A 21,440-nucleotide genomic window follows, 5' to 3' on the forward strand; every position below is an offset into this window, starting at 1 on the left:
CACACCGATCCGGTTCGCCGGATCAGCGAAGGAGGAAGACGGCGGGAGCAGTTCCCGCCCCGCGAGTTCCGGCCGGTGGACGTTCTTCCCTCCACCTCACCCCCCGAGTCCACCGAGCCGGAACTCCTCCCCGCACCGCCGACGAGTCCAGCCTCGGGTCTCCCGAGCCGATCGAGTCAGAGCCGTTCCAGCCCGGGCGAGACTCGCCTCCGACCACGCGAGCTACGGCTCCGATCAGATGAGATCCGCTCCCTAACTTCCCGGCCCGGCGCCCACCCTCGGGAGGCGGCCGAAAACTGCCACCCGAGCCAGACGGTCCGAAGTCTCAGCCTCGGAGCCTGCCCTGAGGCCTCAGCCTTGGAGCCAGCGTCCCGAAGCCCGTGCCCCGAAGGCACCGCACTCGAGCACAGCGCGCCGAAGCCGGCCCCGAAGACCCGGTCCGGTGGATGCTTCCCTCCACCTCACCCCCCTCATCCCCCGGACCGGCCTACGCCGCGGTCCCCGTGCTCCGGCACGGGGACCGCGGCCCAGAAGTCCAGCGGCACCCGGCCCACCCCGCGCCCCGCCGCGTCGAGCAGGCGGCCCATCAGCTTCACGCTCCGCAGCGTCACCGCTCGGGCAGCCACCTCCAGCCACGGCAGCTTCGCCGCCAGCACCGCCTCCAGACCCAGCGTCTCGTGCTGCGAAGGCAGCCACACCACCAGCATCAGGTTCGCCGCCCCCGTCAGCGCCGCGCACATCCGCACCTCCGGCAGCATCGCCAGCGACCGCGCGGTCGTCTCCAGCTTGTCCGGCGGCACCCGCAGCCACAGCGTCACCGTGACCGGCGCCGGCGACACCGACCGCGCGATCTCGCACCGGACGCGGATCGCGCCCCGGGCCAGCAACGCGTCCAGCCGGCGCCGGACCGTCGTCGCCCCGACGCCCAGCTCGGTCGCCAGCGCCGCCGCCGACGCCCGCGCGTCCACGCCGAGGGCCAGGACCAGCGCGCGGTCGGCGTCGTCGAACCGCAGCGGCGCGCGGTTCTTCGCCGGCTTGGCCGACAACGCCTCCCGCTGCCCCGGCGAGATCGCCCGCACCCGCCACCGGCTGCCCTCGGTGAACATCCGCGGCGACAGCACCGTCCGCACCCGCGCCACCCCGGGCACCGCCGCCACCCGGTCCTGCACGTGCGCCCCCAGCTCGCGCAGCGTCGGCGCGACGACGTGGACGAGCAGGTCGCACGGCCCGGCCACGTACTCGACGGTGACCACGTGCGGGTCCGCGGCCAGCGCGCCCGCGACGGCCAGCGCGGTCCCGGGCACGCAGTCGATCTCGACGAACGCCAGGGTCAGCCGCGCGCTCAGCTCGCCGCCGACGTACGCGGTGAGCCACGCGTCCCCGCGCTCGACCAGCGTGTCCCAGTGCCGGGCGACGGTCACCGCGCCGAGCCCGAGCGCGCGGCCGAGCGTCGACCACGACGCCCGCGGCGCCGCCTGCAGCGCGTCGACCAGTTTGAGGTCCTGCTCGGTCAACATGGCGGATTCTTCGCTCATCGGCACTCGCAGCGGTGGTTTCGGGGAATTCCTGCGGCCATTGTGCTCGACACTTGCATGATCTGCGGATGACCCTGCGTTCGGACGCCGCCGCCCTCCTCGCCGACCTGGTCGCCCTCCGCCGCGACCTGCACCGCATCCCCGAGATCGGCCTGCACCTCCCGCGCACCCAGGAGCGGGTGCTCGCCGCGCTGGACGGCCTGCCCCTCGAAATCAGCCTCGGCAAGAACCTCTCGTCGATCACGGGAGTCCTCCGCGGCGGCAAACCCGGCGGCACCGTGCTCCTGCGCGGCGACATGGACGCCCTCCCGGTGACCGAAGCCAGCGGCGAGGAGTTCAGCTCGACCCTCGACGGCGCCATGCACGCCTGCGGCCACGACCTGCACACCGCGGGCCTGGTCGGTACGGCCCGCCTGCTCGCCGCCCGCCGCGAAGAACTCCCCGGAGACGTCGTCTTCATGTTCCAGCCCGGCGAAGAAGGCTGGGACGGCGCCGGTCACATGATCGAGGAAGGCGTGCTGACCGCGTCCGGCAAGCACGTCGACGCCGCCTACGGCCTGCACGTTTCGGCCGCCACCTACGCGAAGGGCCACTTCGCCGCCCGGCCCGGCACGCTGATGGCGGCCTCGGGCGCCCTCGAAGTCCGCGTCCTCGGCGACGGCGGCCACGGCTCCTCGCCCCACGACGCGCGTGACCCGATCCCCGCGGCCTGCGAGATGGTGACCGCCCTGCAGACGATGGTGACGCGCACCTTCGACGTCTTCGACCCGGTCGTGATCACCGTCGGCCAGTTCCACGCCGGCACCCGGCGCAACATCATCCCGGACGACGCGAAGTTCGAGGCGACGCTGCGGTCGTTCTCCCCGGAGGTCGCGGCGCGGGTGGGGGAGCGCGCCGTCCAGGTCTGCCGCGGCATCGCCCAGGCGCACGGTCTCGACATCGAGGTCACCTACGAGCCGGAGTACCCGGCGACGGTCAACGACGCCGCGGCGTACGACTTCGTCGCCGACACGATCCGTGACGTCTTCGGCGAAGAGCGGTTCACCGAGATGGCCGATCCGATCACCGGCTCGGAGGACTTTTCCCGCGTGCTCGACCGCGTTCCCGGCGCGTACCTGTTCCTCGGCGCCTGCCCGACGGACCCGGAGTCCGCACCGGACAACCATTCGCCGCGCGCCCGCTTCGACGACAGCGTCCTCGGCGACGGCGCCGCGTTGCTGGCCGAGCTCGCCGTCCGCCGCCTCGGGCTCCTGGCCGGGTGACGGGCGTGCGCAGCTACCACTGGCCCCCGGTGCTCCCGGTCGTCGCGCTGGTCCTGATGCCGTTCCTGCCGTTCGTCAACACCACCGGGCTGTGGCTCGGGCTGCCGCGGATGGTCGTGTGGGGTGCGTTCTGGTGCCTCATGTTCACCCCGGCGCTGCTGCTGTCGGAGCGTCTGATGCGCGGGCGGGAGGACGAGTCGTGATCCTCACCTTCACCCTCGTGGGCATCGTCCTGATCGGTGTCCTCGGCTTCCTCGGCCGGCGCAAGCCCGTCGCCGACCTGGCCGAGTGGACCGTCGGCGGCCGCCGCTTCGGCGCGCTCACCATGTGGTTCCTGCAGGCGGGCGAGGTGTTCACCACCTTCACCTTCCTCGGCATGGCCGGCCTCGCGTTCTCCGGCGGCGTCGCGGCGATGTACGCGCTGCCGTACGTGCCGATCGCCTACGTCGTGCTGTTCTTCCTCGCGAAACGCCTTTGGACGATGGGCAAGGAGCGCGGCTACCTCACCCAGGGCGACTTCCTGGAGGACCGCTACTCCAGCCGGGCGCTCGGGACGCTGTCGGCGGTGCTCGGCGTGATCTTCGTGCTGCCGTACCTGCAGCTGCAGATCACCGGGCTCGGCCTGATCGTCCGGCTGGTCACCGGCGACAGCGCGTCCGGCACGCTGAGCATGGTCACCGGCAGCGTGCTGGTGGTCGCGTTCGTGCTGTGGGCCGGGCTGCGCGGCGTCGCGGCGACGTCCTACTTCAAGGACGGGATCATGCTGGTCGCGCTGGTGGTGCTGATCATCGCCGTGCCGACGCACTTCGCCGGCGGGATCGGCGGGGTGTTCCACAAGATCGAGCAGCTGCACCCGGAGAAGCTGATCGTCCACAGTGGACCAAACGACCACGTGTGGTTCGTGACGAGCATGCTGGTCAGCGCGATCGGCGTCGGGCTGATGACGCTGCCGCACTCGTGGCCGGCGCTGATGTCCGCGCGCGACCCGAAGGTGCTGCGGCGCAACTACACCTGGATGCCGATCTACGAGCTGTGCCTGCTGCTGCCGATGATCGTGGGGTTCGCCGCGATCATCGTGGTGCCCAAGAAGAGTGACCCGAACGGCGTATTGCTGACGCTGTCGAAAGACGCGTTGCCGCCCTGGGTGACCGGCATCATCGTGGTCGCCGCGACGGCCACCGCGATGGTCCCCGCGGCCGGGATCCTGATCGGCATCTCGTCACTGGTGGCGCGCAACATCGTCCGCGTCCGCAGTGGCCGCAAGCAGTTCTGGATCAACCACGGCACGGTTGTGCTCGCGAGTACTCTTGCCCTCGTGCTCGGCATCTTCCGGCCGGACCTGCTGGCCAACCTGCTGTTGCTCACCTATTCGGGGTCGGTCCAGCTGGCCCCGGCCAACCTGCTGGGCTTCCTGCGGCGCGTGCCGGTCGGCAAGGGACCGGTGTTCGCCGGCCTGATCGCGGGCGAGCTGGTGGTCGTCTGGCTGACCTTTGTGGACACCCATCTCGTCGGCACGGTCAACGTGGGACTGGTCGGGCTCGGCGTCAACGTCGTCGTCCTCGCCCTGGCCGCGGTGGTGGCGCCGCGACGGACTTCTCTCGTGGAGGCGGCGTGACGCGCACGGTTTTCACCGGCGGCTCGGTGTTCGACGGCACGGGCGCGGACCCGGCGCCGGCCGACGTCGTCGTCGAGCACGGCCGGATCGTCGACGTCGGCACGGACCTCGACGGCGACGAGGGCGTCGACTGTTCGGGCGCGGTGCTGCTGCCGGGGCTCTTCGACTGCCACGTGCACGTCACGGTGTCGGACATCGGGCTGCTGGCCCGCGTGCAGAAGCCGTTTTCCTACCAGTTCTACGAAGCGGCGCGGAACCTGTGGGCGACGCTCGGCCTGGGCATCACCACGGTCCGTGACGCGTCGGGCGCGGACCTGGGCATCAAGCAGGCGGTGGACGACGGCCTGATCCCGGGGCCGCGGCTGCAGATTTCGATCGGGCTGATCAGCCAGACGGGCGGCCACGGCGACAGCTGGAACCCGTCGGGTCTGTGCGTGCCCCTGCTGGTCCCGCACCCGGGCCGCCCGGACGCGACGGCCGACGGCCCCGACGAGATGCGCCGGGTGGCCAGGACGCTGCTGCGAGCGGGCGCGGACGTGCTGAAGGTGTGCACGACGGGCGGCGTGCTGTCCCCGCGCGACGACCCGCGGCATTCGCAGTACACGCCGGAGGAGCTGGAGGTCCTGGTGGCCGAGGCGGCGGCCCAGGGCCGCCCGGTGATGGCCCACGCCCAGGGCGCGGCGGGCATCAAGAACGCGGTCCGCGCGGGGGTGCGCTCGATCGAGCACGGCATCTACCTGGACGACGAGGCGATCGAGCTGATGCTGGGCCACGGGACGTGGCTGGTCCCGACGTTGATCGCCCCGGTGAACGTCGTGCGCGCGGCGGACGCGGGGGTGGATCTGCCCGCCGCGGTGGTGGCCAAGGCGCGTGAAGTGGTGGAGGTGCACCGGGATTCGGTCCGCCGCGCGTATGCGGCGGGGGTCCGGATCGCGATGGGGACGGACAGCGGGGTCGGGCCGCACGGGACGAACCTCGAGGAGCTGGCTTTGATGGCGGCTTGCGGGATGACGCCGGGGGACGTCCTGGAGGCGGCCACGTCGTCCGCTGCGCGGTTGATGGGCTTGGACGGGGAGCTGGGGCGGGTGGAGGCCGGGCTGCGGGCGGATTTGGTCGTGGTGGCCGGTGATCCTTATGACTTCCCGGGGTTGGCGGGGAACATCCGGGAGGTTTGGAAGGACGGGGTCCGGGTGGTGTGAGCCGGGTCATCGCCCCTGCGCCGCCTTCGGCCGCGGCTGCCGGCCGCCCCCCGCCGCGCAGGCTTCCTGCCTGAGCTACCGCGGGTCGAGCCGCAGGGTGGTTGCCGCGGCCTCGGGCGTCACCATGGCGTCCGTGCCGCCGCCGCTCTACTTGGTTCGGTAAGCGGCGTCGACTTCCGCCGTGACCTCAGCGCCGATGTCCTCGATGGTGACTTCGGCTTGCAAGCCCGGCACGCGGATCCGCACCCGGCGTGATCTCAGCGCGTCCCCGAACCAGCCCGTCTCCCGCCGGTACCGGGTCCGCACGTACGCCTGCCGACCGGCGCACGACCAGTTGTGCACATCCCCAGCCGGATGTGGACAAGTGCGGCTGCGGAGGCTCGGCTCGGGTGGTTTGTCGTGGTCCGCCGGTAAACTGGGCATGGGCACGCCCCCAGGGAAGGGCGGGGTGCTGCGTGGGCCGATCAAAGCTCCGGGCTCAGCAGTTCCTTCAACGCCACCGCGAACTTCGCCGGGTTCCGCTGCGGAGCCAGGTGGGCCCCCGGCATCTCCGTGAACGGCAACCCCAGCTCCAAAGCCAAGATCTTCGCCGGCTGGTAGTGGTACCGCCCGCGGCTGCCCTCGCCCGCCACCGGGATGATCTCCGTGCTCGCCTTCCGCAACGCCCGCAAGTCCGGCAAGTAATCGAAGAACTCCGTCAGCTCCCGGTCGAACAGCCGGATCCAGTCGACCTCGTGCGGAAGCCGCAGGTTCGGCAAATCCGGCAGCGCCGCACCGGCGATCGCGTCCGCGAAACGGGTCACCGCCGTCATCAGCTCGCCCGATCGGGCCAGCCGGACCTGCTCCGCCGCCGCCTCGAGCCACGCGCCCGCGTCCGGCATCAAGTGGACCGCCGGGGGTTCGTGCGCCACCAGCGTCGTCACGTGGGCCGGATGCCGGGCCACCAGGTCCAGCCCGATCAGCGCGCCCGCGCTCGAGCCGAACACCATCGCCGGGCCGAGGCCCGTGTGGTCCAGGACCGCCCGCGCGTCGTCCGCTTGCAGCGACACCGGGACCGGGCCCGTCGTCGAGTCCGTGCTGCCGAAGTGGCCGCGGCGGTCGTACGTGATCACCGTGTAGTCCGCGTACAGCTGCTTCGCCAGCGCTCGGTAGGAGTCACCCGACCCGGTGCCGCCCGCGATCAGCAGCAGCGCCGGACCCTCGCCGCCGCGGCGGACCAGGAGCTCACCGTTCTCCACCGGGCAACGGCTTTCCGAGATCATGCACCGAAGTCAAGCACAGCCGCTTCACCCGACGGCGTGGTGGTCGATCCCTGACATGCGCGGCATGGCCGCTCGGCTTCGAGTGCACGACGTTGACGACCGCGGACGACGTTGCCGAGAACGCGGCCACTTGCCGAGCTGACTTCGCAGCGGGTTTCAGTCTCGCGCGGGTCTCGGCCCGATTGCGGTCGGCACTCGTCCGTAGCGATCCCGGCTTCCGGTGCGACTCGGTGTCCGACGGAAGGGGACGCATGTCGATGTACCTTCGCACCAGCATCCGGCTGGGGCCGGTCCGGGTGGGCGTTTCGAAGTCGGGCATCGGAGTTTCGGCGGGGATCCCGGGGCTGCGCGTGGGTGCCGGACCGCGCGGGAGCTACGTGCGGGTCGGTGTCGCCGGGGTGTCGTACCGAGCGACCGGGGGCGTGCGCCGTGCCGAGCGTCCCGCCGCCGGCGGACCGGTGCCGACCCCGGCTTCGGCTCTGCCGGATCCCGGCGACGTCGTGCTGTCCGACGTAACCGGGAAACGCGCGGAGGAGCTCCTGCCGGCATCCCCCAGCACGCTCGTCGCGCAACTCAACGCCGCGGCCGGAGCGCACCGGATCTGGCCCTGGGTGCTCGTGGTGAGCCTCCTCCTCGTCGCCGTGACTCCGTGGATCCTCTTGGCCGGTCTTCCGCTCACTCTCTGGATCGGCTGGCGAGACCGGATCCGCCGGACTGTGGTGGCCTTCTACGAGGTGGACGGCCCGGCTCAGGCGCAGTTCGAACGCCTCCTCGGATCTTTTGACGATGTTTGCCGGTCGCACAGCGCGTGGAGCACACTCGCGCGCGGAGACCTGCAGACGACCTACCAGCGCAAGGTGAACGCGGGTGCGGGTTCACTGGTGCGGCGTGAGGCGCTGCGCCGAGGTCTGGAAGGTTCGGCTCACCTGAAGTCGAACATCGCCGTTCCGTCCTTGCAGTCTGCTTCGAGGTCGGTCTACTTCCTCCCGGATCGCATCCTGGTCCGCGATCGGAACACCTACGCGGAGCTGGCTTACCCATCCGTTTCCGTCGTTCCGGGAACCACCCGGTTCATCGAGGACGGGGCGGTGCCACCCGATGCGGTCCAGGTGGACACGACCTGGCAGTACGTGAACAAGCGGGGTGGCCCGGACCGGCGGTTCAAGAACAACCGCCGGTTGCCGGTCATGCGCTACGGCGAAGTGAGCCTCTCGACCGGGCAGGGGTTCGCCGTGCATTGGTCGTTCTCCGCCGAAGCGGCGGCCCAGGCGCTGGCCGCCGGTTTCGTCGAGATGACGCGCAGGCCCGGCGCGCTGGCCGGCTAGAGCCGTTCGATGACCGTCGCCGTCGCCAGTGCGCCGCCGGCGCACATCGTCACCAAGGCCGTCGACGCGTCGCGGCGCTCCAGCTCGTGCAACGCCGTCGTCAGCAGCCTCGCGCCCGTGCTGCCCACCGGGTGCCCCAGCGCGATCGCGCCGCCGTTGACGTTCACCCGCGCCGGATCCGGCGACAGAACCTGCTGCCACGACAGCGCCACCGACGCGAACGCCTCGTTCACCTCGAACAGGTCCACGTCACCCACCGTCATCCCGGTCCGGGACAGCACCCGTTCCGTCGCGCGGATCGGGCCGTCCAGGTGGTAGTACGGCTCCGCGCCGACCAGCGCCTGCGCCACGATCCGCGCCCGGGGCCGCAGTCCCAGCTCCGACGCCCGGGCGGAGTCCATCAGCAGCAACGCCGCCGCGCCGTCGGAGATCTGCGACGACGTCCCCGCCGTGTGGATCCCGTCCTCGACCACCGGCTTCAGCCGCGCCAAGCCTTCGACGGTCGTCTCGCGCAAGCCCTGGTCACGGCTGACCAGGCGCGTTTCGCCGGTCGCGGAGCCGTCCTCGGCCAGCACCGGTGCCTTCACCGGCACGACTTCGCGGTCGAAGTGCCCCGCGTCCCACGCCGCCGCGGCCTTCTGCTGCGACGAAGCGCCGAACGCGTCGACGTCGGCGCGCGTCAGCCCGCGCCGGACCGCGATCCGCTCCGCCGCGCCGTACTGGTTGGGCAGGTCGATCGACCACGACGCCGGCCGCGGCGACGCGCCGGCCCGGTTGGCACCCAGCGGCACCCGGCTCATCGCCTCGACGCCGCACGCGACGCCGACCTCGATGGCCCCCGCCGCGATCAGCCCCGCGACCAGGTGGGTCGCCTGCTGCGCCGAGCCGCACTGGGCGTCGATCGTCGTCGCGCCCGCCGTCTCCGGGAGGCCCGCGTGCAGCCACGCCGTGCGCGTCACGTTGTTGGACTGCTCGCCCGCCTGCGTGACGCAGCCGCCGATCAGCTGCTCGACCAGCGCGGGGTCGATCCCGGCGCGGTCGAGCAGGGCCTGCTGCGCGGCGCCCAGCAGCTCGGCGGCGTGCAGGCCAGCCAGCAGCCCGCCCCGCTTGCCGATCGGGGTCCGCACGGCTTCGACGATGACCGGCCCGCCCATGTCGTCCCTTTCGTCGGGAAACGCTGTCCTGTACCTCAAAAACTAGAACAAGTTATCGTTTGAGGCAAGCGTCCGCAGGGTCGGGCCGAACTTGATCTACGTCGAGTGAGCGCTCGCTCACCTGGCCTCATCGGTCAAGTTAACGGGTTTCACTGAACGGTCTTCCGCAAGTTAACACCGTATGCTTCAATCGCCGTTAGAACGTGTTTCAAAGGCGAAACGTGGGAGGCACCGTGGCCGCTCCGCTCATCCCCGCCGGTTTCGACTTCACGGACCCGGACCTCTACGCCCAACGGCTGCCCGTGGACGAGTTCGCCGAGCTCCGGCGAACCGCCCCCGTGTGGTGGAACCCCCAGAAGCACAACACCGCGGGCTTCCGCGACGACGGCTACTGGGTCGTCTCGCGTCACGCGGACGTCAAGGAGGTGTCCCGCGACAGCACGCTGTACTCGTCGAGCGAGAAGACGGCGATCATCCGCTTCGACGAGAGCATGACCGAGGACAACCTCAACGCGAACCGCCTGGTGCTGCTCAACATGGACGCGCCGCAGCACACCAAGCTGCGGCGGATCGTGTCGAAGGGCTTCACCCCGCGGTCCATCGCGAAGCTGGAGGACACCCTGCGCGACCGCGCCGAGCGGATCGCCGCGGAGGCGCGCAAGAAGGGGTCGGGCGACTTCGTCACCGACGTCGCGTGCGAGCTGCCGCTGCAGGCGATCGCCGAGCTGATCGGCATCCCGCAGGAGGACCGGCTCAAGATCTTCGACTGGTCGAACCAGATGGTCGCCTACGACGACCCCGAGTACGAGGTGGAGCCGCTCGAAGCGTCCGCGCAGCTCATCGGCTACGCGTGGAACATGGCCGAGGACCGGCGCAAGTGCCCGATGGACGACATCGTCACGAAGCTGATCCACGCCGACGTCGACGGCGAGTCGCTCGGCTCCGACGAGTTCGGCTTCTTCGTCATCCTGCTCGCGGTCGCCGGCAACGAGACGACGCGCAACGCGATCAGCCACGGCATGAAGGCGTTCCTCGACCACCGCGACCAGTGGGAGCTGTTCAAGGAACAGCGGCCGAAGACCGCGCCCGACGAGATCGTCCGCTGGGCGACCCCGGTGGTGGCGTTCCAGCGCACGGCCACCCGCGACACCGAACTGGGCGGCGCGCACATCCGCAAGGGCGACCGCGTCGGGATGTTCTACAGCTCGGCCAACTTCGACCACGAGGTGTTCGAGGACCCGGAGAAGTTCGACGTCCTCCGCGAGGACAACCCGCACGTGGGCTTCGGCGGCACGGGGTCGCACTACTGCATCGGCGCGAACCTGGCCCGGCTGGAGATCGACCTGATCTTCAACGCGATCGCGGACGTGATGCCGGCCATCACCGAGGCGGCGCCCCCGGTGCGGCTGCGGTCCAGCTGGCTGAACGGGATCAAGCACTACCCGGTCCGGTACGCCTGAGGAACTCCGCGACGCGGTCCCAGGTGAGCGCGGCCGCGCGCTCGTCGAAGTCGTGGCCGTCGGCGTCGGTGTAGAAGTGGCCGATGCCCGGGTAGGTGTGCACCCGGGCATCGGCGGCCGGCGAAGCCGAGTTCGACGGGCCGGAGCCCCAGCGCCGGGTGGAACACCACGATTTCGGCCGCGCGGCGATTCTGCCAAAGGGTGACATCATGAGGCGATGGCCCCGCGAGCGACCGTCGACGTCGAGTTCTCGATCCACGTCACCGAACCCGGGCTCGCGGCGATCTCCGTCGCCGCGGCGCACGCCGATACCGAAGAGCTCACCGTTTCCTGGCACGGCGACAGCGAGCTCGCCGAGTTCGACCACGGCACCCGCGCCGAGGTCTTCACGCTGCCCAAGGGCGAACACCGCGTCACCTACCACGCCGAACGCGCGCTGGCCGACCCCGAACCCGAGCCCGTCACGCTCGCCGACGTCGCGGTCTTCACCCGGCCGAGCCGGTACTGCCCGTCCGACCGCGTCGCCGGGCTCGTCCCGCCCGCGGCGATCAAAGCCAAGGACACCAAGGCGAAAGTTGACGCCATCGTCCGCAACGTCCACGAGCGACTGTCCTATGTGGTCGGTTCGAGCCGGCCCACCGACGACGCGATCGACACGCTCCTGGCCGGCGAAGGCGTCTGCCGCGACTTCGCGCACGTCTGCGTCACGCTCTGCCGGTCCCTCGACATCCCCGCCCGCTACGTCGGCGTCTACGCGCCCGGCCTCTCCCCGATGGACTTCCACGCCGTCTTCGAGGCCGCGATCGACGGCCACTGGTACGTCTTCGACGCCACCCGCCTCGCGCCGCGGCAGACCATGCTGCGGATCTCCACCGGCCGCGACGCCGCGGACACGTCCTTCCTCGCCACCCTCGGCTGCGAGCTCGACTTCCTCGGCAGCACGGTCTTCGCGACGACGGACGCGGCGCTCCCCGTGGACGACGGCACCGGGCTCGTCGTCCTGAGCTGATGGTCCGACCGCGTGTTGCCTGCGCGAAGTGGCCTCCGGCTGGGTAGACAGAGTGCGTGAAGAGTTCCCCCAAGGCCCCGAGCCCCTGGGCCCGGGCCCGCGCCCGGTACCGGTGGCTGGACCACATCGCCCGCGCCGCCGACCGCTACATCGACGCCGGCGGCTACCACTACATCGCCTCCATCACCTACTTCAGCCTGCTCTCGCTGGTGCCGCTGCTGATGGTGGCGTCGTCGGTCGCGGGGTTCGTGCTGGCCAGCCAGCCGCACCTGCTCGACACGATGGTCCACGCGATCGTGTCCACGCTGCCGGGCGGGCTCGGCGACAAGGCCACCAAGCTGCTCACCGGCTTCGTCGAGCAGCGCACGAGCGTCGGGGTGTTCGGCCTGGCCATCGGCCTCTACTCGGGCTGGAACTGGATGAACGCGCTGCGGGACTCGCTGACGGCGCTGTGGGGGCAGAACCGGTCCGACCAGTCGCTCCCGCGGCTCATCGCCGTCGACCTGCTCGCGCTGCTCGGCCTCAGCGCCGCGCTGCTCGTGTCGTTCACGCTCACCATCTCCGGCACCGCGCTCGGCGGCTACCTGCTGCGGCTGGCCGGGCTCGACGACACGAGCTGGGGCCACCAGCTCGTCTCCGCGTCCTCGGTGCCGCTGTCGCTGGCCGCCGACTGGCTGGTGTTCCTGTGGGTGCTCACGCGGCTGCCGCGGCAGAAGGTCGGCGTGCGCAGCGCGGTGCGCGGCGCCATCGCGCTGGCCGTCGGGTTCGAGGCGCTCAAGCTGGCCGGCGGCTTCTACCTGCGCCTGATCGGCGACTCGCCGACCGGCATCGCGTTCGGCTCGGTCATCGGCCTGATCTTCTTCATCTCGCTCGTCGCGCGGCTGCTCGTCTACGTCACGGCGTGGACGGCGACCGGCTCCGACGCGCCGCCGAAGCCGGTCCAGCCGCCGGCGCCGGTGGTGCTGAACCCGGTGGTCGTGGTGGACCCGCCGGTCGCGGTGCCGGCCACCGTCGGCGTCGTGACCGGGGTGATCGGGACGCTGCTGGCGCTCAAGTGGCGACGTTCGCGAGGCTGACGGTGCTGTTCGTTCCCGATCCGGCAGCAGTCACGGCGGAAACGGGCGGCTTGCGCTGATCGCCTGCGGGCCGTATCCGCCTGCTTTCGGCCGGATGGGGAACAGCCGGTCCAGCTGGTGGTCGATCAGCGCGATCGCCGCTTCCGGCGTTCGCTGGCCCAGGATGATGCTTGTCTGCAAGCCGTCGACGCTCGACAGCAGCAGCTCGGCCTCCGGCATCAGCTCCAGATCCGGCGCGACCTCCCCGCGGTCGCGGCCCCACGCCAGCAGGTCCGCGGTCAGCCGTTCCAGCTCGGGCGGCGCGCCGCTGAACGCCGACGCCAGCCCGGGGTCCGAAAGGGAGCGGACGAAGTAGGCGAGGTGCACGAGGTAGCGCGTGCGCCGTTCGTCACCGACCGGCAGCATCCCGACGAGCATGGCGCGCAGCACCTCGCGCGGCGTCGCGTCCTCCTCCGGGCCGAGCTCCGCGCGGATGCTCTCCCCGGCGTCGGCGTTGAGGATCTCCAGCGCGCCGAGCAGCAGGTCGTCCCGCGTCCCGAAGTAGTACTGGACCAGCCGCAGCGAGACGCCGGCCTCGGCCGCGACCTTGCGCAGCGACACGTCTTCGAGGCCGCGCGCGCTCGCGATCCGCCAGACGGCTTCGGCGATCTGGCGGCGGCGTTGCTCGTGGTCGGCGAGTCTCGGCATGGTGGGTCGAGCGTATCAACGCGGCTTGTCCGCGCCGACGACCCACATCGAGAAGTACTGCGACCCGCCGCCGTAGGCGTGCCCGAGCCCGATCCGCGCGCCGTCGACCTGGTAGTCCCCGGCCCGGCCCATCACCTGCTTCGCGGCTTCGGAGAAGCGGAGCATGCCGGACGCGCCGATCGGGTTGGACGAGAGCACCCCGCCGGACGGGTTGCACGGCAGCCGGCCGCCGATCGCGGTCTCGCCGGCCTCGGTGACCTTCCAGCCTTCGCCTTCGGGCGCGAACCCGAGGTTCTCCAGCCACATCGGCTCGAACCACGAGAACGGCACGTAGATCTCGGCGACGTCCACTTCGGACATCGGGTCCTTGATCCCGGCTTCGGCCCACAACGCGGCCGCGGCGTCCCGCCCGGCCTGGGGGTTGACCTGGTCGCGGCCGGCGAACGTCGTCGGCTCGGTGCGCATCGCCGTCGCGTGGATCCAGGCGGCGCCGCCCTCGACGGCGTCCCCGGCGGCCTCGTCGCCGAGCACCATCGCGCACGCGCCGTCGGACGACGGGCACGTCTCGTCGTAGCGGATCGGGTCCCACAGCATCTGCGACTTCTGCACCGATTCGACGGTGATGTCGGCCTGCTGCAGGTGCGCGTAGGGGTTCAGGGCGCCATTGCGGCGGTCCTTGGCCGCGACGATCGCGCCGACGTGCTCGGGCGCGCCCGACCGGCGGATGTAAGAGCGCACGTGCGGCGCGAAGTAGCCGCCCGCGCCGGCGCCGACCGGCATCTGGAACGGCGGCAGGATCGACAGGCCCCACATCGCGTTCGACTCGGACTGCTTCTCGTACGCCACGGTCAGCACCCGGCGGTGCACGCCGGACTGGACCAGCGACGCGGCGACCAGCGCCGTCGACCCGCCGACCGAGCCGGCGGTGTGCACGCGCAGCAGCGGTTTCCCGGTCGCGCCCAGCGCGTCGGCGAGGAACAGCTCGGGCATCATGACGCCCTCGAACAGGTCCGGTGCCTTGCCGAGGACGACGGCGTCGATGTCGTTCCACCCGACCTGGGCGTCGGCCATCGCGCGGTCGATCGCCTCGCGCAGCAGGCCCGGCATCGAGACGTCCTGGCGCTTGGCGCGGTGGTGCGTCTGGCCGGTGCCGAGCACGGCGGTGAGCTGCTTGGTCATCGGGCCTCCAGCACGGTCACCAGGTTCTGTTGCAGGACCGGGCCACTCGTCGCGTGCGCCACGGCCTTGCGGGATTCGCCGCTGTGGATCCGGGCCGCCGCCTCGCCGATGCGGGCGAGGCCGGCGGAGAACATCGGGTTCGCGGCGAGCGCGCCCCCCGACGGGTTGATCTTGACGCCGTCGTCGAGCTTCAGCGCCGTCCGCAGGATGAGCTCCTGGTGGGTGAAGGGCGCGTGCAGCTCGGCGAGGTCGGCGCCGTCGAGGTCCAAGGCGCTCGCCGCGGCCTCGGTGGACGGCGACCGCGTCAGGTCGCGGGCGCCGAGGACGGGGGAGTCGACGCAGTGCTCGATGCCGGTGATCACGGCGGGCCGGTCGACGATGTCGCGCGCGCGGTCCACAGTGGACAGGATGACGACCGCGGCCCCGTCGGTGATCGGCGCGATGTCGTGGCGCCGCAGCGGGTCCGCGTAGTAGGGCGTGTCGAGGAGCTCGGCGACGTCCTTGCCGGTGCCGCGCGCGGCGACCTCGGCGAGGTCCTTTTCGGACCAGAGCCCGGCTTCGAGGCCCAGGCGCGCCTGGATCCCGGCGATCGAGACCGAGTCCGGCCACAGCGGGGCGACGACGTACGGGTCGAGCTGCAGGGCGAGCACCCGGCTCAGCTGCCCGGCGCTGGACTTGCCGAAGCCGTAGACGAGCGCGGTCTCGACCTCGCCCATCTTGATCTTCAGCCAGGCCTCGTAGAGCGCCCAGGCCGCGTCCATCTCGACGTGCGACTCGTGGATCGGCGGGAACGCGCCGATCGCGTCGACGGCGGCGATGAAGCTGAAGGCGCGTCCGGCCAGGTAGTCCGACGAGCCGGAGCACCAGAAACCGATGTCCTGTTTGGACAAGCCGGTCTTCTCGAAGACTTCGGCGAAGATCGGGACGAGCATCTCCACGCCGTTGGTGGTGCCCGGGGTCTCGCGGACGTTGGGGGCCTTCGCGAAGCCCGCGATCGCGACGTCTGGCATCAGGACCTCACAGGTGGTGGGCGAAGGTTTCGTAGGCCGCGTCCGGCTCGCCGGTCGGCTCGAAGTGGCTGATGTTCTCCAGCGACGTCCACCACTCGTCGCGCGGTTTCCACGCGGCGCGCACGCGCATGCCCATCTTGACGTCCTGGGCGTCGCAGCCGAGGACGAGGTGCAGGAAGGCGATGTCGGCGCCGTCGAGCAGGATGTACGCGGCGACGTACGGCGGCTTGAGGCGCTGGCCGAGGAACGGGACGTTGACGATGCAGAACGTCGTCACGATGCCGGTGTCGGGCAGTTCGACCTCGTCGGTGGTGGGGACGCCGTCGGTCGGGCACGCGCCGCGCGGCGGGATGTAGACCTTCTCGCACTTCGGGCACCGCTGGCCGATGAGCTTGCCTTCGGCGAGGCCGCGCAGGTACCGGCTCTCCTCGGGCGACGCCGAGTGCATGTACTTCAGGTGCACGGGGGTGATGACGACGCTGACCGGGGCGCCTTCTTCGCGCTCGGCGACCGGGGGAGCGGCTTCGGTCGGCGCGGTGTCCTCGGCGTCGACGGGCAGGAAGTAGGCGATGTCCCGGATGTGCCCGACGGTGTCATCGGCCCACTTGACGCGCACGCGCTGTCCACTGTGGATGTTCCCGGGCGAGCCGGCGTCGACGGCGTGGAGCATGGCGGTGTCGGCGCCGTCCAGCTTGACGAGCGCCCAGGCGAACGGCCGGCTGAGTGGCTGCCCGTCGAAGGGTTCGGGACACCACGACCACGAGACGACGGTGCCCTCTTCGGCCACCGGGACGAACTCGCCGAGCTGGTCGGCGGTACCGGGGTCGTACTCGACGGGCGGGACGTGCACGCGGCCGTCACTGCCCCGGACGCCTTCGATCCGGCGGTCGCGCAGGGAGGTGACGAACCGGCCGAGCACGGGCCCGGTGGACCGCGTGTAGTCGAAGCCGACGTTGAGGGGCGCCGCCAGTGGTGTCTCGGTCACATCCATGAGTGAAACATGTTCTTGTTCTGTCGACAAGGTTCCTCCGCAGAGCGGTCCGATATCAGTGGAACGCGTTCTATGTCAGCGGCCCTTGAACTCCGGCTTCCGCTTCTCCGAGAACGCCCGCGGCCCCTCCTTGGCGTCCGCGGAAGCGAAGACCTCGATGCCGTACTGCGAGTCGAGCTTGAAGGCCTCTTCCTCGTGCAGGCCCTCGGTGTCGCGGATCGTCCGCAGGATGGCCCGCACGGCGACCGGCCCGTTCGCGTTCACCAGCGAAGCCAGCTCCAGGGCCTTCTCGAGCGCGGTCCCGTCCGGGACCACGTGCCCGATCAAGCCGATCGCCAACGCCTCCGAAGCGCTCAAGTGGCGCCCGGTCAGCAGGATGTCCGCGGCCACCGTGTACGGGATCTGACGCGGTAGCCGCACCGCCGAGCCGCCCATCGGGAACAGTCCCCACCGGGCCTCCGAGACCCCGAACCGGGCGGAAGAACCGGCCACCCGGATGTCCGTTCCCTGGAGGATCTCCGTCCCGCCTGCGATCGCCGGCCCTTCGACCGCCGCGATCAGCGGCTTCGTCAGGCGGCGGCCCTTCAGCAGGCCCGGGATGCGCGAAGGGTCGAACTTGCCCGAGGCGAACGACTCCGACGGGGAGTTGCGGGACATCGACTTCAGGTCCGCGCCCGCGCAGAACGCGCCGCCGGCCCCGGTCAGGACGCAGCTGCGGATCGAGTCGTCGGAGTCCACGCGGTCCCAGGCCTCGACCATGATCGACATCATCTCGCCGGTGATCGCGTTGCGCGCCTCGGGCCGGTTCATCGTGACGACGAGGGTCTGCCCCTCTTGCGAAACCAGCGCGTGCGGTTCACCCACGGGAGACCTCCTGAAGGAGCAGTGCCATTGCCCAGAACGATAACATGTTCTACTTTGAGGGCGTGGCACTCAACATCGCGGATCTTCTGGAGCACGCCGTCGACGCCGTGCCGGAGCGCGTCGCGGTCGTGTGCGGCGACCGGCGGGTCACCTTCGCCGAACTGGAGGCGCGGGCCAACCGGCTCGCCCACCACCTCGCCGCGCACGGCGTGGGACGCGGGTCCCACATCGGGGTCTATTCCCGCAACTCGATCGAGGCCTTGGAGGCGATGATCGCGGCGTACAAGCTGCGCGCGATCGCCGTCAACGTCAACTACCGCTACGTGCACGGCGAGCTCGTCTACCTCTTCACCGACGCCGAGCTCGTCGCCCTCGTGCACGAGAGAAGTTACGCCGACAAGGTCGCCGCCGTCCTGCCCGAGACGCCGAAACTGAAACACGTTGTCGTCATCGACGACGGCAGCGACGGTGACTACGCGAGCTACGGCGGCGTCGACTACGAAGCCGCGCTCGAGGCGCAAAGCCCGGAGCGCGATTTCGAGGAGCGCTCGGGCGACGACCTGTACATCCTCTACACCGGCGGCACCACGGGCTACCCGAAGGGCGTGCTCTGGCGGCAGGAGGACGTCTGGCGCGCGCTCGGCGGCGGCATCAACTTCGTCACCGGCGAGTACATCCCGGACGAGTGGACGCTCGCCGAGCAGGGCAAGGCCGGGAGCCTGACCCGGCTGCCCGCCGCGCCGCTCATCCACGGCGCCGCGCAGTGGGCCGCGTTCGGCGCGCTGTTCACCGGCAGCCCGGTGGTCTTCGTGCCGCGCTTCGACGCCCACGAGATCTGGAAGGCCGTCCAGGAGCACAAGGTCCAGGTCCTCACGATCGTCGGCGACGCGATGGCGCGGCCGCTGATCGAGGCCTTCCGGGAGGGCGACTACGACGCTTCGTCGGTCGTCGCCGTCTCCAGCCACGCCGCGCTGTTCTCGCAGTCGGTGAAGCAGGAGTTCGTCGAGCTCGTGCCGAACGCCGTGATCACCGACGCGATCGGCTCGTCGGAAAGCGGCTTCACCGGGATCGGCATGGTCGGCAAGGACTCCGACCACAGCGCCGGCCCGCGGGTCAGCTTCGGCAAGGACGCGATCCTGGTCGACGACGACGGCAACCTCGTCGAGAAGAAGCCCGGCGCGGTCGGCCTGATCGCCCGCCGCGGGCACGTCCCGCTCGGCTACTACGGCGATCCCGAGAAGAGCAAGAAGATCTTCGTCGAGGTCGACGGCGTCCGGTACGTCGTCCCGGGCGACTACGCCCGCTACGAGGAGGACGGCACCGTCACGCTGCTCGGCCGCGGCTCGCAGTGCGTCAACACCGGCGGCGAGAAGGTCTACCCGGAAGAGGTCGAAGGCGCGCTGAAGTCGCACCCCGACGTCTTCGACGCGCTCGTCATCGGAGTCCCGGACGACCGGCTCGGCCAGCGCGTCGCGGCTGTCGTCCAGCTGCGCGAAGGCGCTTCACCGGACTTCTCCTCGCTCGAGGAGCACGTCCGCGGCGAGATCGCCGGGTACAAGGTGCCGCGCACGATCTGGCTGGCCGGCGAGATCGGCCGGTCGCCCAGCGGCAAGCCGGACTACCCGTGGGCCCAGCGCTACGCGGCCGAGCACGAACCGGCCACGGCCCAGCCCGTCTGAGAGGACATCGCAAGTGCGGACACCCCTGTGCGACCGGCTCGGCATCGACCTGCCGATCATCGGGTTCACGCCCTCGGAGCACGTCGCCGCGGCGCTCAGCCGCGCCGGCGGGCTCGGCGTGCTCGGCTGCGTCCGGTTCAACGACGCCGCCGAGCTCGACCGGGTGCTGACCTGGATGGACGAGAACACCGGCGGCAAGCCCTACGGCGTCGACATCGTGATGCCGGCGAAGATCCCCGCCGAGGGCACCCAGGTCGACCTCTCGAAGCACATCCCGGACGGCCACCGCGCGTTCGTCGACAAGGTGCTGCGCGACCTGTCGGTGCCGCCGCTGCCGGACGACACCGACGAACGCGCGGGGGTGCTCGGCTGGCTGCACTCGGTCGCGCGCTCGCACGTCGAGGTCGCGCTCAACCACCCGATCAAGCTGATCGCCAACGCGCTCGGCTCGCCGCCGGCCGACGTCATCGCCCAGTGCCACGATCGCGGGGTGCCCGTGGCGGCGCTCGCCGGGAAGGCCGAGCACGCCGTGCGGCACGTCGAGAACGGTGTCGACTTCGTGGTGGCCCAGGGCTACGAAGCCGGCGGCCACACCGGCGAGATCGCGTCCATGGTGCTGGTGCCGGAGATCGTCGACGCGGTCGACGTCCCGGTGCTCGCCGCCGGCGGGATCGGTTCCGGCCGGCAGGTGGCCGCGGCGCTGGCGCTCGGCGCGTCCGGCGTCTGGATGGGCTCGATGTGGCTGGCCACCGAGGAGTACCTGCAGACGATGGGCGAGTCGGTGGCGATGCAGCAGGCGCTCGTCGGCGCGACGTCGTCGGACACCGTGCGGACGCGGATCTACACCGGCAAGCCCGCGCGGCTGCTCAAGACCCGCTGGACCGAGGCGTGGGCCGCGGCGGACGCGCCCGAGCCGTTGCCGATGCCGCTGCAGAACCTGCTGGTTTCCCACGCCCACAACCGGATCCACGCGGCGAACGACCCGAGCGTCGTGTCGATGCCGGTCGGGCAGATCGTCGGCCGGATGAACGCGGTGCGGCCGGTCGCCGACGTCGTCGCGGACCTGGTGAACGGCTACGAAGAAGCACTGTCGCGATTGGACAAGACGCGCTGAAGGGGGCCCGCCGCGGCGGGCCCCCTCTTCGCGGAAGCGGTTACAGCGAAGCGGCGGCCGCGGCGATCTTCGACGCGAACGTGCTCACCTCGGTGTAGACGCCGGGGGCGTGCGGCCGCGCGCAGCCGTCACCCCAGCTGACGATGCCGACCTGGATCCACGCGTTCGCGTTGTCCCGGCGGAACATCGGGCCACCCGAGTCGCCCTGGCAGGTGTCGACCCCGCCGGCGGTCAGGTTGCCGGCGCAGATCTCGGCGCTCGGGATGAGGTCGGGGTAGCTGCCGCCCTGGGCCTGGCAGGTGCTGTCCGAGACGAACGGGACGGTCGCCTTCAGCAGGTAGCGCTGCTGGGAGCCGCCCTCGGTCGCCGCACCCCAGCCGGCGACGGTGAACGTGCCGGTGTTGTACGTGGTCGTCGTCGCGATCGGCAGCGTCGAGAGGCCGGTGACCGGGCTCGCGAGCTTGATCAGCGCCCAGTCGCCGCCGGTCGAGGTGCCGTAGGTGGGGGACTGGTAGACGTAGGTCGACTTGATCTTCTTGGCGCTCGTGCTCTGCAGGTCGACCACGCCGACGGTCGCCGTGATCGAGGTGTTCGACCCCGTCCGGCTGACGCAGTGCGCGGCGGTCAGCACGATCTGGCTGGTGTAGAGCGCGCCACCGCAGCCCATGGACAGCCGCACCATGAACGGGAACTCGCCCTGGGCGGCCCGGGTCCCGCCGACGACGTCGGTGGACGGCGGCTGCGCGGCGACCGCCGGGGTGGCGAACGCCGCGGCCGCGGCGACCGCGGCCAGTGCGGTGGTGGCGTTTCTGAGCAGGGTGAACCAGCGCTTGGGAGCCAAGGGGATCAGTCCTTCCAGTGTCCACAGTGGAAGCCGTTGCCGAGGGCGGCCCCACGACTACACCAGGTGGTCGCATACCCGGACAACCGACTTTCTTCGGATCTTTCGGGCGGTTGGGTGATTTCTCACCGCCGGACCGGCGAACGCCGTAGGCCGATGCGCCCAGTGCCGACGAGCG

General features: G+C 71.0%; 21 protein-coding genes. 10 read left to right on the forward strand and 11 right to left on the reverse strand.

What is annotated here, in order from left to right; genetic code table 11:
- Positions 1–470: 470 nt before the first annotated feature.
- Complete coding sequence (locus ACIRSS_RS02070; protein WP_400889579.1) at positions 471–1,535, reverse strand: Lrp/AsnC family transcriptional regulator; 1,065 nt, start codon at positions 1,533–1,535, stop codon at positions 471–473.
- Positions 1,536–1,603: 68 nt separating this feature from the next.
- Between ACIRSS_RS02070 and ACIRSS_RS02075 the strand changes: the two genes are divergently transcribed.
- From ACIRSS_RS02075 to ACIRSS_RS02090, 4 genes are read left to right on the forward strand one after another with little or no spacing between them, the layout of a single operon-like run.
- Positions 1,604–2,797, forward strand: coding sequence for a M20 family metallopeptidase (locus tag ACIRSS_RS02075; protein ID WP_400889581.1), 1,194 nt, complete (start codon positions 1,604–1,606; stop codon positions 2,795–2,797).
- 5 nt (positions 2,798–2,802) lie between these two features.
- On the forward strand, positions 2,803–3,000 hold the full coding sequence (locus ACIRSS_RS02080; RefSeq protein WP_400889583.1) for a hypothetical protein: 198 nt from the start codon (positions 2,803–2,805) through the stop codon (positions 2,998–3,000).
- Positions 2,997–4,412: a sodium:solute symporter gene (locus ACIRSS_RS02085; RefSeq protein ID WP_400889585.1), complete on the forward strand. Its 1,416-nt coding sequence runs from the start codon at positions 2,997–2,999 to the stop codon at positions 4,410–4,412. The genes ACIRSS_RS02080 and ACIRSS_RS02085 overlap by 4 nt, the downstream gene beginning before the upstream one ends.
- A complete protein-coding gene (locus ACIRSS_RS02090) occupies positions 4,409–5,611 on the forward strand; it encodes an amidohydrolase family protein (protein ID WP_400889587.1) in 1,203 nt (400 codons plus the stop codon). The genes ACIRSS_RS02085 and ACIRSS_RS02090 overlap by 4 nt, the downstream gene beginning before the upstream one ends.
- A 147-nt stretch (positions 5,612–5,758) precedes the next feature.
- On the opposite strand, the gene ACIRSS_RS02095 is transcribed toward ACIRSS_RS02090, so the two are convergent.
- Both ACIRSS_RS02095 and ACIRSS_RS02100 read right to left on the reverse strand, forming a co-directional pair.
- Positions 5,759–6,034, reverse strand: coding sequence for a DUF2255 family protein (locus ACIRSS_RS02095; protein ID WP_400889589.1), 276 nt, complete (start codon positions 6,032–6,034; stop codon positions 5,759–5,761).
- A gap of 41 nt (positions 6,035–6,075) precedes the next feature.
- Positions 6,076–6,873: an alpha/beta fold hydrolase gene (locus tag ACIRSS_RS02100; protein WP_400889591.1), complete on the reverse strand. Its 798-nt coding sequence runs from the start codon at positions 6,871–6,873 to the stop codon at positions 6,076–6,078.
- A 251-nt stretch (positions 6,874–7,124) separates the two neighbouring features.
- Here ACIRSS_RS02100 and ACIRSS_RS02105 point away from each other — a divergent pair, with 251 nt between their 5' ends.
- The gene (locus tag ACIRSS_RS02105; protein WP_400889593.1) at positions 7,125–8,198 is read left to right on the forward strand and encodes a DUF4236 domain-containing protein; all 1,074 of its coding nucleotides are present in this window, start codon (positions 7,125–7,127) and stop codon (positions 8,196–8,198) included.
- Here the strand turns inward: ACIRSS_RS02105 and ACIRSS_RS02110 are convergent.
- Positions 8,195–9,352 carry a steroid 3-ketoacyl-CoA thiolase gene (locus tag ACIRSS_RS02110; protein ID WP_400889595.1) on the reverse strand — a complete coding sequence of 386 codons (1,158 nt, stop codon included), beginning with the start codon at positions 9,350–9,352 and terminating at the stop codon, positions 8,195–8,197. The genes ACIRSS_RS02105 and ACIRSS_RS02110 overlap by 4 nt on opposite strands.
- A gap of 233 nt (positions 9,353–9,585) precedes the next feature.
- On the opposite strand from ACIRSS_RS02110, the gene ACIRSS_RS02115 reads away from it, so the two are divergent.
- Positions 9,586–10,812: a cytochrome P450 gene (locus tag ACIRSS_RS02115; RefSeq protein ID WP_400889597.1), complete on the forward strand. Its 1,227-nt coding sequence runs from the start codon at positions 9,586–9,588 to the stop codon at positions 10,810–10,812.
- Here the strand turns inward: ACIRSS_RS02115 and ACIRSS_RS02120 are convergent.
- Positions 10,784–10,915, reverse strand: coding sequence for a hypothetical protein (locus ACIRSS_RS02120; RefSeq protein ID WP_400889599.1), 132 nt, complete (start codon positions 10,913–10,915; stop codon positions 10,784–10,786). The genes ACIRSS_RS02115 and ACIRSS_RS02120 overlap by 29 nt on opposite strands.
- A gap of 114 nt (positions 10,916–11,029) precedes the next feature.
- Here ACIRSS_RS02120 and ACIRSS_RS02125 point away from each other — a divergent pair, with 114 nt between their 5' ends.
- Together ACIRSS_RS02125 and ACIRSS_RS02130 are read left to right on the forward strand one after the other, a co-directional pair.
- Entirely contained in the window at positions 11,030–11,821 is a 792-nt protein-coding gene (locus tag ACIRSS_RS02125) for a transglutaminase family protein (RefSeq protein ID WP_400889601.1), read from the forward strand.
- Positions 11,822–11,877: 56 nt separating this feature from the next.
- The gene (locus tag ACIRSS_RS02130) at positions 11,878–12,897 is read left to right on the forward strand and encodes a YhjD/YihY/BrkB family envelope integrity protein (protein WP_400889603.1); all 1,020 of its coding nucleotides are present in this window, start codon (positions 11,878–11,880) and stop codon (positions 12,895–12,897) included.
- Positions 12,898–12,927: 30 nt separating this feature from the next.
- Here ACIRSS_RS02130 and ACIRSS_RS02135 read toward each other — a convergent pair whose 3' ends face one another.
- From ACIRSS_RS02135 to ACIRSS_RS02155, 5 genes are all read right to left on the reverse strand, one after another.
- Positions 12,928–13,584 (reverse strand): TetR/AcrR family transcriptional regulator, encoded by a 657-nt coding sequence (locus tag ACIRSS_RS02135; RefSeq protein ID WP_400889605.1) that lies wholly within the window; start codon positions 13,582–13,584, stop codon positions 12,928–12,930.
- A gap of 15 nt (positions 13,585–13,599) precedes the next feature.
- Entirely contained in the window at positions 13,600–14,763 is a 1,164-nt protein-coding gene (locus ACIRSS_RS02140; RefSeq protein WP_400889607.1) for a thiolase domain-containing protein, read from the reverse strand.
- Positions 14,760–15,773 (reverse strand): thiolase domain-containing protein, encoded by a 1,014-nt coding sequence (locus tag ACIRSS_RS02145; RefSeq protein ID WP_400889609.1) that lies wholly within the window; start codon positions 15,771–15,773, stop codon positions 14,760–14,762. Before ACIRSS_RS02145 ends, ACIRSS_RS02140 begins: the two co-directional genes overlap by 4 nt.
- 7 nt (positions 15,774–15,780) lie before the next feature.
- Entirely contained in the window at positions 15,781–16,764 is a 984-nt protein-coding gene (locus ACIRSS_RS02150; protein ID WP_400889611.1) for a Zn-ribbon domain-containing OB-fold protein, read from the reverse strand.
- Between the two features lie 75 nt (positions 16,765–16,839).
- The gene (locus ACIRSS_RS02155) at positions 16,840–17,628 is read right to left on the reverse strand and encodes a crotonase/enoyl-CoA hydratase family protein (protein ID WP_400889613.1); all 789 of its coding nucleotides are present in this window, start codon (positions 17,626–17,628) and stop codon (positions 16,840–16,842) included.
- 62 nt (positions 17,629–17,690) lie between these two features.
- On the opposite strand from ACIRSS_RS02155, the gene ACIRSS_RS02160 reads away from it, so the two are divergent.
- Positions 17,691–19,307, forward strand: a complete 1,617-nt coding sequence (locus tag ACIRSS_RS02160) for an acyl-CoA synthetase (protein WP_400889615.1) — start codon at positions 17,691–17,693, stop codon at positions 19,305–19,307.
- 13 nt (positions 19,308–19,320) lie between these two features.
- Entirely contained in the window at positions 19,321–20,421 is a 1,101-nt protein-coding gene (locus ACIRSS_RS02165; RefSeq protein WP_400889617.1) for an NAD(P)H-dependent flavin oxidoreductase, read from the forward strand.
- A gap of 40 nt (positions 20,422–20,461) precedes the next feature.
- Here the strand turns inward: ACIRSS_RS02165 and ACIRSS_RS02170 are convergent, their stop codons facing one another.
- Positions 20,462–21,262: a S1 family peptidase gene (locus tag ACIRSS_RS02170; RefSeq protein WP_400889619.1), complete on the reverse strand. Its 801-nt coding sequence runs from the start codon at positions 21,260–21,262 to the stop codon at positions 20,462–20,464.
- Positions 21,263–21,440 lie beyond the last annotated feature (178 nt).

This window comes from Amycolatopsis sp. NPDC101161 (assembly GCF_044768185.1).
Taxonomy (GTDB): Bacteria; Actinomycetota; Actinomycetes; order Mycobacteriales; family Pseudonocardiaceae; genus Amycolatopsis.